The sequence below is a fragment of the Methylomonas defluvii genome (assembly GCF_033949435.1).
GTDB classification, from domain to species: domain Bacteria; phylum Pseudomonadota; class Gammaproteobacteria; order Methylococcales; family Methylomonadaceae; genus Methylomonas; species Methylomonas defluvii.
Window position 1 is genome coordinate 39434 of sequence record NZ_JAXARY010000031.1, and the last position, 13277, is coordinate 52710.

Genomic DNA, 13277 nt, shown 5'->3' on the forward strand with positions numbered 1-13277 from the left:
CGAAAAAAACAGCGCCGGTTTCAGCGTTTTAATAACTGACTCTAAAGCCGACTTCCGCGCCGCGTCCGGCTTCCGGGGCAAAGTTTCGCAAGTACGATGTCGAGTTGCGGATATTTTGATCCAGCAAGTTGTTACCTTTGGCGAACACCATCAGTTTGGCGTCTTTATAGGCCTGGACCTGATAGTTGGCGCCGACATTCAGCAAGAAATAGCCCGCGGTGGAGGTTTCGAAATCGCCGGCATGGGGCTGGGATTCGGCTCGGGTAAAGCGCAGATAGGTGGATAATTTGTCCCGGTTGAAATCCAGTTGCAGGCCGTAGCGCAAGGGCGGCATACGTGGTACGTCACTGCCGTTTAGAAATTCGCCGCGGGTGTAGTCGCTGAATAAAGTCATTTCCAATAAGCCAACCTGGTTTTCCATCATAGGCATGATCAGTTTGGCTTCGTAGCCTTTGAAGATGGCGTCGTGTTGTCCGCTGGTAACCAAAGGCACGCAATCCGCCACGCAGGGATTGCCGTCTTGATCGACGAATTCGCCGCTGCGTTGCTGGAAAATATAATCGCTAGCCCAGTTGTGGAATAAGTCGAATTCGGCGCGTAACCAGTCGGTTTTGAAGCGGTAACCCAGATCCAGGTTGTAGGAGGTTTCTTCTCGCAAACCCAGGTCGCCTCTGTCGTAACTGCGGGTGGCGTCATGGTAGCCGGCGGACAGCAGTTCCTGGACTTGCGGGGCGCGCGAGGAGCGCGTGACTGCCAGATTCAGGCTGTTGCGATTATCCAGTTTCCAAACGGCCGAAGCCGACGCGCTGACGGGCGTGTAGCTGAGATTGGCGAAACCGTCCGGGCGAATATCGGTTTGTTCGACGCGGGTGCCGAGTTGATAAGTCACCGCGCCAATATCGAACGATTCCACGGCAAATACACCGTAACTGCTGATGTCCGAACGCGGGACGATGCTGTCGCCGGTGAGTTTTTCGATCGCATTAAAGTCGCTGGCTTGGGCTTGAAAACCCACCACGCCGCGCAACGGTCCCAGGTCCTGGTGAGCCATTTCCATGCGGCCTTCGTAAGACTGGTTGGTGTAATAGGCGCCGGGCTCGCCGTTGGCAATTTCGGTGTGTTGGTAATCGGTGTAACCCAGCCGGGTGCGTAGACTTTTCGCGAAACGGAACGGGTTGTTTAATTCGCTCTTAAAATCGTATTTGGTTTGCCGCATCGCGATGCTGACGGTTTCGTCGCCGGTGCCGTCTGGTGCGATGGCGTAGTTGTTATTTAGATTATTGATGGATACGCCCGCAAAACCGGGGGCACCGATCCAGGACAAGCCGGCCGAGCCACTGATGGCTTCGGCGCCGGTGTTGTTCAGAAAGCCTTTGGGGTTGTCGACAATCTCCAAACTGGGATCGGTGATGGCTACTTTAGCGGTGTCTATGCCGCTGCCGCCGATGTCCAGATTGTTACGATGCCGATAAAAGCCGTCCAGGTGATAAGCAATATTGTCCTTGCCGCCCTCGACTTTCATGGTGGTGCTGGTTTCGTCGGAGGTGGAATCGAAACGTTGCTCCAACGCGGCACCTACCAGCTTGTCGAATTGGCGGACGGGGATGCGGTTATCAATGACGTTAACCACGCCGCCCATCGCGCCGCTGCCGTAGAGCAGAGTGGCAGGGCCACGCAGGACTTCGATGCGTTCGGCTAACAGCGGCTCGACGCTGGTAGCGTGGTCGGGGCTGATTGCCGATACATCATTGCTGCCGATACCGTTGCTCAATACCCGCACTCTGGGGCCAGCTTGACCGCGAATCACCGGAGTACCGACGCCAGGGCCGAAAGATTGGCTGCTGATCCCCAATTCATTTTTTAACGTATCGCCGATGCTGTGGCCGGATTTCATCCGTAAATCGTCGTCGCTTAATACGGTGACCGGTACCGGACTGTCCGATTTTTTATCTTGCAGCGGTGCCGTGACGATGATTTCGTCCAGTGCTTGAATAGCAGGTTCTTCGGCCATCAGAACCTGAGATGGCAGCATTAAAATCAGGGTAGCGGTTTTTTTCATGTTAAGTGGAGCAGGCAGGAATGATGTGTAAAGATGTTATATTATAACGGATATGGATGCAATATTATCACATTGGTTTTTTACATCGTCTTGTTGCGGCTTATTAGGTGATTTGAGTTTAATTCGTTGTGAAAACAACAAACTCGACAGCAATAGTTCCGAAAGGGCGATGCGGGCCGCTCTCGAGATCATATGGTTGAAATATTACGGAAATGTTTCTTTTAGCGTCGGAATGAAATACTTATTCCCGGCGATGTTGATAACGCGGAGTAATTTGCGCCTAAGCCCTGCTAATTTAGGGTCTGCGGCAGTTCCAGACATTGCATGGCTTGGATTGCAATTTCTAGTTCCTCGTTCGTGGCAATCACCAATATCGCCACTCCGGAGTTGGCTGGATTGATGCTGTCGCATGGTCTAACCGGTTTTCGGTTCTTTTCCTGGTCTATGGCAATCCCGAAGAGGGTCATATCCAGACACACTTGTTCGCGCAGCCAGGCATCGTTCTCGCCGACGCCGCCGGTAAATACCAAGGCATCGACCCTACCCAGCACCGCAAAGTAAGCGCCGATGTATTTTTTGATGCGATAGGCGTACATCGCTAACGCCAGCCTAGAATCCTCGTCGCCGGATTCGGCCATGCGGTGTATGGCCCGCATATCGTTCTCGCCGCAAATCCCTTTGCAACCGCTTTCTTTATTTAACAGGGTTTCGATAGCCTCGTTGGACAAATTCAGCGTACGGTTCAGATAAAAATGGATTGCCGGATCGATGTCGCCGCAGCGACTGCCCATCATCAAACCTTCCAGCGGCGTCATACCCATCGAGGTATCGATACTACGACCGTTTTGGATGGCGGTGACGCTGGCGCCGTTGCCCAGATGCAGGGTGATTAGATTGGTTTCCGACAACGGCTTGCTGAGATACTGCGCGGCTTGCTCGGCAACATAGCGGTGCGAGGTGCCGTGGAAGCCGTAACGTCTGACGCCATGATCGGTATAAAGATGTTCGGGCAGTGGATAGCGGTAGGCATAACCCGGCAGGGTTTGATGAAATGCCGTATCGAACACCGCCACTTGCGGCGTCTCGCCCATTTGCCGGATGGCTTCCTCAATGCCCAAAAGATTGGCAGGGTTATGCAGCGGCGCCAATGGGATCACTTCGGCAATGCGCTGCATCACTTGCGCATCGATTAAGGCCGGTTCACGAAAATGTTCGCCGCCATGCACCACCCGATGACCAATGCCGGCCAGTTCGCGGCGGTCGGTCAAAACGCGGCAGGCAGCCAGTGTTTCGAACAACAATTGCAAGGCTTGTTGATGGTTGCGGCAATTGATTTCGTCACGTGTCCGGTCATTATTCGCCAGCGCATAACTATGGCTAGCGGCATCTTCGCCGATACGTTCGATGATACCGGCGATCAGCACCGAGCGATCAGACATCTCGAATAAGCTGTATTTAACCGATGAACTGCCGGCGTTGAGCACCAGGATTTTCATGAATATCGTAAAAGGGTGGGATGATTAATGTACAAGCTTCGCCGGTGGCGGTGGGCTGTAGTGGCGCTCCAGATCATGATCGATTTTCGTGGTCAGGCTTTCCACGGCTTTGATGGTCAGGCTGGCGTTGGGGCCTTTGGATTCGGCAATGTAATCGCCGACCAATCTACCATTGTCTACCTTGACCAAACGCCCCATTAGATATGCGAATAAAAAGCTGGGTTTATGTAACCGTCCGATCAAAATGTAGTCGGCTTGGTATAGCTTGCCCAGTTGCGCGGCGGCGTCGGCATGGTCGAACAAATAGCCAACGCCGCTATTGGCGGCTTGCTGCGCCTGGTGCGGTATGGCTACGATTACATAGCCGGCGCGGGCTAATTCTTGTTCCAGCAGCGGTTTGATTGACGCGGTTCTTTGCAATTCAGCGGGGACGCCGGGTGCCAGTGTCAGGTCTTTCAATTCAAAATCCAGGACGGCGATGCGGGTCTGTGCCTGCAAATTAAAGCTTAGAAGGCAAAAAAGCAAACTGCTTGATAGCGTTTTATACATCATGTTTTGTCGGCTTCCTGGGCTTGAATCGCGGTGATGACGACGGTGTTGACGATGTCTGTCACTGTGCAGCCGCGGCTCAAATCATTGACCGGTTTGTTCAAGCCTTGCAGGATGGGGCCGACAGCGATTGCGCCGGAGGAACGTTGTACCGCTTTATAAGTGTTGTTGCCGGTATTCAGGTCCGGAAAAATCAATACTGTGGCGCGGCCGGCGACTTGGCTGTCGGGTAATTTGGTTTTAGCGACGCTGGCGTCTACGGCGGCATCGTATTGCATCGGGCCTTCCAGCTGTAGGTCCGGACGCAGACTTTGAGCGATTTTGACGGCGTCTCTGACTTTGTCCACCGCTTCGCCCTTGCCGGATTCGCCGGTGGAGTAGGACAGCATGGCAACGCGCGGCTCGATGTTGAACATGCGTGCCGTTTCGGCGGCGTTAATCGCGATGTCGGCCAATTGCGTGGCGTTGGGGTTGGGAATCACCGCACAATCGCCATAGACCAATACGCGATCTTCCAGGCACATGAAAAACACGCTGGAAACAATGGACGCGCCGGGTTTGGTTTTAATGATTTCGAAGGCCGGACGAATAGTATGTTGAGTCGAATGCACCGCGCCGGATACCATGCCGTCTGCATAAGAAAGATGTATCATCAAGGTGCCGAAATAGCTGGGATCGGCCATTAGGTCGAAGGCAGTATCGTAAACAATACACCGATGTTTGCGAGCTTGGTAATAGGTTTCCGCGAACAGCGGCCGCAGATCCGATTTTATCGGGTCGATGATGTTGACATTGTCCATCTTCAAGGCCATGGCCTGGATTTTTTGCCGGATCTCAGCTTCGTTACCCAGCAGGGTGATTTTCACGACATCGCGCAGCAGCAAAATCTCCGCCGCGCGCAGAATCCGTTCTTCATTACCTTCCGGTAGCACGATATGTTGCTTCTTGGCCTTGGCGCGCTGCAACAGGTCGTATTCGAACATCAAAGGCGTAATTTTATGCGAAACCTTGCTGCACAGCCGCAGCCGCAGTTCCACCATGTTCATGTTACTTTCGATTAATCCCAGCGCGGTGGCGATCTTGCGGTCATCTTGCGAATGCAGGCGGGCGGTGACCTGGCTGACCTGCATAGCCGTGGTGAAGGTGTCGGAATCCACGCCGAGTACCGCAAACGGTGTGCCGCCCAGGCCATCGATCAATTTTTGCACTTGCGGGGCAGGCTGTTGGTGGCCGGTTAATATCAAGCCGGCGATTTGCGGATAGTTACTGGAGTTGTAGGCCATCAGGCTGGCCATGATGATGTCCGATCTATCGCCAGGCGTGATGATCAAGTCGCCGGTTTCCACATAGTCCAGAAAGTCAGGCACCAACATGGCCGCCACTTTGTAGTGGTACACCTCGCGGCTCATGGTGGCGTTTTCGCCGGAAAATACTTTCGCGCCTATGACCTTGGCAATGTTGCCGATGGTGGGTTTTTCCAGGGACGATTCGGCAGGCACCACGTACACCGGAAATTCGTTGGAATGATTCAAGCTGTGGCGTAGGCTGGCAATTTGATTTTGCGCGACACCGATGATGACTGTGGCCAGCGATTCGCAATCGTGCTCGTGCATGGAATGTTTCAGGCTGGCCAAACCGTTTAAAATTTGTTCGTCGCTACGATTTTCGCCCTGCATAACCGGCATCATCAGGCAGCCCAAATTGTTGGCGACATCGGCGTTGAAATCGAATTCGGAAATGGCATTGCCGTGTCGATAGTCGCTGCCGACACAGAGCACATGATCGCAACGGGCTTTCAACGCTCGGTATTTGGCCAGAATGGTTTTCAGCAGTTCGTCGTACTGTTCGTTTGCCAAGAGCTGCCTGGCTTCCGCGCTGGTGCAGCCATACATGGCATCGTACGGCATGGAGAGCTGATAGCGGTGGCTAATGAATTGAATCAAATCGTCTTTGTCGGTATCGCTTTGAATAATGGGCCGAAAAAAACCGATATTGTCCGCGTAGCCGGATAACATTTCGATGATGGCCAACATGATCAAGGATTTACCGTTACCCTCGTCGACACCGGCAATATAGATGTCTTGCGAAATCAAGGGCTCGCTTGGTGCTTGGGGCTGAGTTGGATTCATGATCGATGACTTAATGTATTGATGGAAAAGTCTAACCGTGGATGTTGCCACATGGGGCGCCGCTTGGCGACTGTATATTTTTATTTATTCGGGCACCGCAGGGGTGTTGGATGCATGCATATAGTCTTTGGCTATCATAGGTTTGGATTTAAAAAATAATGTAATATCAAAATAATTATTGATTAATCTGCAAGCTTGGCTTTAATGGCTATACTACTAGCCGGGCGCAGGGATTACTTGAACAACAGAGATGGCGAAATTTACCGTTTATTTTAAAGACAATGCAATCCATACAGGTGTTTTTGATTCTGGTGTAGTGCATATTGGTCGTGATGAAACCAATGACCTAGTGGTTGATAGTCTTGCCGTCGCGCCCGCGCATGCCGTTGCCGTGATTAAAGACGGCACTTGCGTTCTCAAGCAATTGAACGAAAAATTTCCGCTGTTGGTCAACGATCAGCACACCAAAGAATGGAGTCTGCAAAACAACGACATCATCAATATCGGCAAGCACTATATCGTCTACAACACGACCGATGAATTTTCGGAAAAAGTCCTGGTATCGACGCCAGCCGACTTTGGCGATGCAGACGTGCGGGCCTTAAATGAAAAGCTGGAAGATGCCGTCAAATCCCCCGAAGCCAATTTGCAAGTATTGAACGGCATGCATATCGGTCGAATTCTGCGCTTGAAGAAAGCCATGACCCGCCTGGGCCACGAAGGCGCAGGGGTTATTGTGATAGCCAGACGCAAGGACGGCTATTTCCTTTCCGCCTTGCAAGGGCATGAGGGGCTGGCGATTAACGATGAGCCCTTAGGCGACCGCACCGTACAGTTGCAACGCAACGATGTGATTGTCGTTGATAGTACCTCAATGCAATTTTTCTTGGATTAAGCGTATGACATTTGAAAAAAGCGATGATAAACGCCGTTTTCATAGGATTTTTTACCATACAGGGGCTGTGTTAACCGGTTCGGGGCAAACCTATCCTTGCAAAATTATTGATCTGTCCCTGCGCGGTTGCCTGTTGGATTGTGAGCAGCCCTTAGCCGGTCAGGCCGATACCTTATATAACTTGAAATTCGATTTATCCGAAGAAATCAGTATTAGCATGGAAGTGGCGGCAACTCATGCCGATGCCAACAGGGTGGGTTTTAAATGCGTGCATATCGATATAGACAGCATTTCCAACTTACGCCGATTGGTGGAACTCAACCTGGGCGATAGCGAGTTGCTGGAGCGGGAATTGGCGGCCCTGGGTGATTTGGCGGCCCTGGGTGATTTGGCTGAACAAGCCGATCATTAATCCGGATTGTTTCCTCGATAAAATCAGCTCAATCCTGCCAGCCAAAGTCTAATACGCATACCCCATTCCGACGTATAGCCTACTGTCGTAAAGACAATCTCGCCGGCGGCGTTAATAAAAAATACAGCCGGCACGCCTCTAATCCCATAGCGTTGACCGAGATTGCAGCTGTTGTCGTTCACAACCGGCCAGTTCAGTTGTTTGTCGTTCAGATAGTTCTGTAAGGTGCCGTCGTCGCCCGAGCGCACCGCTACCGTCAATCCCGGATAATCCCGCATTATGTTGCTGATGCTGCCCTGCATGCTTCGGCATATCCCGCACCATTCCGCCCAGAAATACAACACAGCTGGTCCTTTACTTATGCGTTGCATGGGGTTTTCGCCGGTCAGTGTGGTTTGCACTATGGGTGGCGGGGTGCCGCTGACCAAATCCTGATGGACTAAAAATTGCCCCGCAAAGATAAACAGTGCCGCAAATATATAAAATCCCAACTTTTTCAGCATTACAAGCCTTGCATCACGCTGGCTCCGTGCTGTTTTAGCCAGAGCCGGCGTTGTTTAAAGTCGGGTAGGTGTTCGCCAACCAATTGCCAAAAAGCCGGAGAATGATTTTTGTGTTTGATGTGGCAAAGTTCGTGGACTACCACGTATTCCAAAACGGCGGCCGGAGCCAGCATTAGTAGCCAATTCATATTGATGTCGTTTTGCGGACCGCAGCTGCCCCAGCGGCTTTTTTGGGTTTTGATGCGGATGCTGCGCGGAAACAGGGCAAAGCGCGGTGCGTGCAGATCGACCCATAGTTGGACATGCTGTTTGGCCTGGTTTTTCATCCAACGTGTCAACGCTTGCTGGATCAGTGCGGAGTATTGTTCATCGGCAATCCCAACCGGTAATTTCACCCAAAACATCTCGTCGTTAAGCAACTCGATGCGGACCGTTTTGGCTTTGCCGGTGGTGATTTTTAGCGGTAAGCGGCGGCCTTGGTAGGGTATATGCGCGCCATCCCGATACTCGCTTGGTGCTAGCTTGGGGGCGGCGGCTTGCACTCTGCCGGCGACGCGCTTTAGTGCGGCTTCTATCCAGTCTTTTTGGGCTTGCACAAAATCCTGAATGCGCCGTTCGGACACTTTGAGCGGGGCTACCACTTCTATTTTGTCGGCGGTGACCACGATGCGGGTGTTTTTGGCCCGGCTGCTGCGGCGCAGCTTGTAAGGTAAGGGGGCGGTTTGCTTGTTCAAAAAGGCGATTCCAGCATTCTTAATTTAAGCTCGGTCCACATGCTTAAGCGGTCCGAACCGCCGACATGTTGCCCGGAGCCTTTGCTTTTGGCAAGCCATAAGCCGGTACCGTTGAAGCTGTACACGGGCTGCAAGTCGATGCGCTGCGTAGCCGGGACTATGCTCGGCTTCAGATTGTCCAGCACCAAGGGCACTGCGCGCGGCGAGTCGAAATAGGTTAATACCATGTGCGCCTGATTCAGTTCCAAAGCCTTGACGTAGGTAATCCGCAGTTTACTTTCATCGACGCCCATTTCTACCAAAGTAAAATATTTGGCGATGGAGTAATCTTCGCAATCGCCGGCGCCTTTAGCCAGAAACTCGGTAGGTGCCGCCCAGTAATCGGTTTTTTGCCACAGGATAATATCGTCAACAAACTCGACGTTACCGTTGAAAAAATTATTCACCCGCTCCAATTTCTCTGCTTCAGGCCAGCTCTTGCCGTTCTCGATCAAACTTTGCCAGTCCACAAAACGTTGCTTGGCGGCCGCACCGTATTTTTTTTCGACTCTATCCAGCAGGCTCTGATCGATTAACAGGCTGGCTGCCAGCGCAATGCCGCAACATAGGCTGAAGACGAGAACGGCTAATCCGTTGATTGCGCTTTTGTTAACGGCTGGCACCGACGATTCCTATCGCCTTTAAGCGGCGATAATCCTGATCCGATTGCACGTTCTCCGCCAAGATGGAAATATCCAGCAATGTGGAAATTTCTTGCATGGTTTGCACAAAAGCGTGTTTTTGCGAGGAACTGTCGATGCCGTTGCCGATGTCGCGGGCCAGGCGGATAAAGTCCGGTTTCAGGCGTTTGACCAATTCCGCCGACATGGATTGGGTTTCGAAGCGTTTGATCATCACCCTGGCGCCCCAAGCATGCACAGTCTCTATGAAGGCCTGATAGGCGTCTATATCCTTGACGACGGCATAAGCCGACAAACTGAATACCAGCTTTTTGGCTTCCGCCGGATTTTGTTTGATTAGTTTTTCCAACCAGAGCCGGAAATCGCTGTTTTTGATAGTGCGGGTCGATACGTTGACGGCGATGGCGTGTTCAATGTGGTTGTGTCGAATATGCTCCAACGCGATGCGAATGACGCCTTTATCCAGGTCGACGATTTTGGCGAATTTTTCGGCAATCGAGATGAATGGACCGATGGCCACCAGGCCGCCTTGTTTATCGTGTACCTGAATGAAAGCCTCTTCCATCAACAGTTCGCCGCTACTGAATGCGGCGATCTGGCCGATATACCAAACCGAGTAACCGTCGTTATCGACGCAATCGAAGACCAAGTCCTTCCAGGTGGCAATATCACGCGCAAAATTATCGCCGGTGCGGATGAAATAACTGTTAGTGCCGATCAGATGGGCTTGTTCATAAGCTTCGTGGGCGGCTTCCAATAAAATTTCGGTGGTCAGCAGCGGATTGAAAGCAACCACGCCAATGTGGGCCAAATCGGTTTTTTGGTAACGTTCGCCTAATTCGGTTACTTCGTTGCTCAAGGTTTTCATCAACCCTTCCAATTGTTCCGCATTCCCAAGCTTCAGCACGAGTGCAAATTCGGCGCCGTAGAATCGATAAGCTTTGCCGGCTTGTGCTCCAGCCAGATCGGCGATTTTTCCCAGGATGGCGGCAAACGCTTGTAAGAATTGATCGATCACGTCGCTATCGCGCTCTTTGACCAGATCGACCAAACTATCGATTTTTATCAAAACCACAAAGGCATCGGCGTCTTCCAATGCCAAATTTTTCATGTCGGTTTCGAACACGGACTTTTTATACAGCCCGGTCAAGTCATCGCGTAACAGGCTGGCGCCCATTTGATCCAGCTTGCCATGCAACGCTGCTATCGTGGTTTTGATCTTATGCGACATGGTGTTCATTGATGCCGCCACGTTGCGCACTTCGCGGGTCCAGGGCAAGGCTTCGATGCTTTCGAAATGGCCGTCGCTGATCTGCTGAGCCAGTAAATCGATTCTACTTAGCGATGCCAGCGTGACGCGCAATAACAAGGCTAACAGGGCAATGGATAGTAAAAATGCCGCCAGGGAATAATAAAATCCGGATTTGGCTTGCTCATACAGTTTTAAATAGGCATAGCCGGAGTTGACTGTCACGTAGATCACGCCGCTCATGTTCCAGCCCGAGCTGATTTCGCTTTCGGCGGTGGCCGATGTCATGGGCAGCAGTTCCGTAAACCAGTCCGGCACACCTTCTATGCGTTTGTCGCTGCTCAGGGCTACCAGCTCTTTGTTGTCGGCGTCGACCAGCCTGATTTCCTTGTAATAACCCATATCAAAAATGGCGCTCATCATGGTTTTAATCACCGGGTCGCGGTTATCAACCATGTAAGGGCTAAGCGATAGACCCAGCGAGGTGGCCGTATCTTGGGCGTGGTTTTTTGATTCGCCTTCCAGATAGTCCTTGATGTTGTTGACGCTCAATGCGAAATTGACGCTGAAAATCATCAAAAACAGCGCGGATATCAGGATTAACAATTGCTTGGATAATGACATTTGGCTCAGCTTCCCGTGGCTTCTTGATTGATCATATGCGTCGCGAGTTGTTGTAAGGCGGTACGGATGTTTTCGCGCAGGCGTGGGTCTGTCTCAATTTCATCCAAGGCTTTGTTCATGCATAGCATCCATTGATCGCGCTCCGATTCGCCAATTTGAAACGGAAAGTGTCTGGCGCGCAGCATGGGATGGCCGAATTCTTCGATAAACAAATTGGGGCCGCCCAGCCAGCCGGAGAAGAACTTAAATAATTTGTCTTTGGCGCTTGCCAAGCTGGGGGCATGCATGGCCCGGATGCCCTGGGCTTCCGGCAGAATATCCATGTAAAAGTAGAATCTGTCGACCAGGCTGCGCAACGCATTCTCGCCGCCGATTAACTCGTAGGGGGTGGGGCTCATGTCCTATTTAACCTCGTATGTGCAATTTCTTTAGGTATACTAGCAGACGGTACCGACAATGCCTTGAAACTCCAGGGCCGTTGCGCGGTCATAGCATTACTTGTAACTTTGAGAGGATAACTGATCATGCGTTTAAATACTGCAACTGCTCGTTCGGAAGCCGGCATACTGGCGACCAATAAGGTTTTAAAGAATACTTATTTATTGCTATCGATGACTTTGCTGTTCAGCGCTGCTATGGCTGCGGTAGCCATGACGCTGGATTTGCCGCATCCGGGCTTGATTATCACCATGGTAGGCTATTTCGGCCTGCTGTTTTTAACCACCCGTTTCAGTAACAGTGCTTTGGGCTTGGTGTTTGTGTTTGCATTGACCGGTTTCATGGGGATGACCTTGGGGCCGATTTTAAACATGTATATACATGCGTTCAGCAACGGTCATGAACTGATTTTAACCGCACTGGGCGGTACCGGCGTGATTTTCCTTGGTTTGTCAGGCTATGCCTTGACCACCCGCAAGGATTTTAGTTTTATGGCCGGCTTCCTGATGGTGGGCGTTCTGGTAGCGTTCTTCGCGGGTTTGGCTGCGTTACTGTTCTCGGTACCCGCGCTGTCGTTGGCGGTTTCTGCGATGTTCGTATTGTTGATGTCCGGTATGATTTTGTATCAAACCAGTGAAATCATCCACGGCGGCGAAACCAACTACATTTTAGCTACCGTGTCATTGTACGTGTCCATCTACAACCTGTTCACCAGCTTACTTCAACTGTTGGGCGTATTCGGTGGTAACGACTGATAATTCGGTCAAATGTCTTATCACAGTGCGTGCTAGACAAAGCGGGCTGTTAGAGCAACGTTGATAAAGAAAATGCCCCGTCGGGAAGCCGGCGGGGCATTTTTTTTGAGTATGGGCATTAAAGCTGGGGGGCGAGCGAAGGGCTGGTTTTCGCCTGTTACTTAACCCGTCCGCAAGGATGTATATGGGCCTCTTTAATGTTGTTCGGGGCTATACCAAGCTTCAGCTGCCATTTTGTACATTTCTTGAAAAATGACTTTCAATAATTGAAAAGCTGAAATAGCTATAAGCGCCCCGATAGTGACTCCGGCCATAGCGACAAGTGCAATTTTCATAATGCCTCCTCAGTTGATCGAATAAAGTGTGAACAGCGTCTAAAAAAATCCCGCTTCGGGCGCGATTTTCCTATGTTAAACAAGGATTTCAAGTGGTTTTTAAACGACATCTGTCGCGCGATTTTTCAATGTTACGTATCTTCAGAGACTTAACATTGGACCTTAATGTTGTTTGCTAAAAATTTTTTTTCAGAGGCTATGACTCTAGCTGGCGGACGCTGATTTTTGAAAAACGTTTAAGCGGATATTATCGGATCGGACTTATACTCTGGTGCTGCGGTTAATAGACGCAAAAGGGACCTTGTATTATCCACCCGTGTTTTTCAGGAGATAATAAAATCTCGAAAAACATGCCTGAGGGGCACCTCAGGTTTGGGTCACTGGATGCCGTATCGGACCTTGGACTATTGAAGCCCGAG

Annotated in this window: 13 protein-coding genes; 3 read left to right on the plus strand and 10 right to left on the minus strand. The window is 51.2% G+C overall.

The window, feature by feature from the left end; genetic code table 11:
- Positions 1–28 precede the first annotated feature (28 nt).
- From QLH52_RS22580 to pta, 4 genes are all read right to left on the minus strand, one after another.
- Positions 29–2059, minus strand: coding sequence for a TonB-dependent receptor (locus QLH52_RS22580; protein ID WP_319963035.1), 2031 nt, complete (start codon positions 2057–2059; stop codon positions 29–31).
- A gap of 290 nt (positions 2060–2349) precedes the next feature.
- The gene (locus QLH52_RS22585; protein WP_319963036.1) at positions 2350–3555 is read right to left on the minus strand and encodes an acetate/propionate family kinase; all 1206 of its coding nucleotides are present in this window, start codon (positions 3553–3555) and stop codon (positions 2350–2352) included.
- Between the two features lie 24 nt (positions 3556–3579).
- Positions 3580–4107, minus strand: coding sequence for a DUF2380 domain-containing protein (locus QLH52_RS22590; RefSeq protein WP_319963037.1), 528 nt, complete (start codon positions 4105–4107; stop codon positions 3580–3582).
- Positions 4104–6233 carry a phosphate acetyltransferase gene (gene pta / locus QLH52_RS22595; protein WP_319963038.1) on the minus strand — a complete coding sequence of 710 codons (2130 nt, stop codon included), beginning with the start codon at positions 6231–6233 and terminating at the stop codon, positions 4104–4106. Before pta ends, QLH52_RS22590 begins: the two co-directional genes overlap by 4 nt.
- 250 nt (positions 6234–6483) lie before the next feature.
- On the opposite strand from pta, the gene QLH52_RS22600 reads away from it, so the two are divergent.
- Positions 6484–7128 carry an FHA domain-containing protein gene (locus tag QLH52_RS22600; RefSeq protein WP_033155385.1) on the plus strand — a complete coding sequence of 215 codons (645 nt, stop codon included), beginning with the start codon at positions 6484–6486 and terminating at the stop codon, positions 7126–7128.
- A 4-nt stretch (positions 7129–7132) separates the two neighbouring features.
- A complete protein-coding gene (locus QLH52_RS22605; RefSeq protein ID WP_319963039.1) occupies positions 7133–7540 on the plus strand; it encodes a PilZ domain-containing protein in 408 nt (135 codons plus the stop codon).
- 23 nt (positions 7541–7563) lie between these two features.
- Here QLH52_RS22605 and QLH52_RS22610 read toward each other — a convergent pair whose 3' ends face one another.
- Genes QLH52_RS22610 through QLH52_RS22630 form a run of 5 tightly spaced genes read right to left on the minus strand, consistent with a single transcriptional unit; the run spans position 7564 to position 11728 of the window.
- Complete coding sequence (locus tag QLH52_RS22610; RefSeq protein ID WP_319963040.1) at positions 7564–8043, minus strand: protein disulfide oxidoreductase; 480 nt, start codon at positions 8041–8043, stop codon at positions 7564–7566.
- Positions 8043–8777, minus strand: coding sequence for a M48 family metallopeptidase (locus tag QLH52_RS22615; RefSeq protein ID WP_319963041.1), 735 nt, complete (start codon positions 8775–8777; stop codon positions 8043–8045). Before QLH52_RS22615 ends, QLH52_RS22610 begins: the two co-directional genes overlap by 1 nt.
- Positions 8774–9439: a transglutaminase-like cysteine peptidase gene (locus tag QLH52_RS22620; protein ID WP_319963042.1), complete on the minus strand. Its 666-nt coding sequence runs from the start codon at positions 9437–9439 to the stop codon at positions 8774–8776. The genes QLH52_RS22615 and QLH52_RS22620 overlap by 4 nt, the downstream gene beginning before the upstream one ends.
- Entirely contained in the window at positions 9426–11330 is a 1905-nt protein-coding gene (locus QLH52_RS22625) for a bifunctional diguanylate cyclase/phosphodiesterase (protein ID WP_319963043.1), read from the minus strand. The genes QLH52_RS22620 and QLH52_RS22625 overlap by 14 nt, the downstream gene beginning before the upstream one ends.
- Before the next feature lie 5 nt (positions 11331–11335).
- Positions 11336–11728, minus strand: a complete 393-nt coding sequence (locus QLH52_RS22630) for a group II truncated hemoglobin (protein ID WP_033155379.1) — start codon at positions 11726–11728, stop codon at positions 11336–11338.
- Positions 11729–11854: 126 nt separating this feature from the next.
- On the opposite strand from QLH52_RS22630, the gene QLH52_RS22635 reads away from it, so the two are divergent.
- Positions 11855–12523, plus strand: a complete 669-nt coding sequence (locus QLH52_RS22635; protein WP_171695947.1) for a Bax inhibitor-1/YccA family protein — start codon at positions 11855–11857, stop codon at positions 12521–12523.
- A 194-nt stretch (positions 12524–12717) separates the two neighbouring features.
- Here the strand turns inward: QLH52_RS22635 and QLH52_RS22640 are convergent, their stop codons facing one another.
- Positions 12718–12858 (minus strand): hypothetical protein, encoded by a 141-nt coding sequence (locus tag QLH52_RS22640; RefSeq protein WP_155931185.1) that lies wholly within the window; start codon positions 12856–12858, stop codon positions 12718–12720.
- Positions 12859–13277 lie beyond the last annotated feature (419 nt).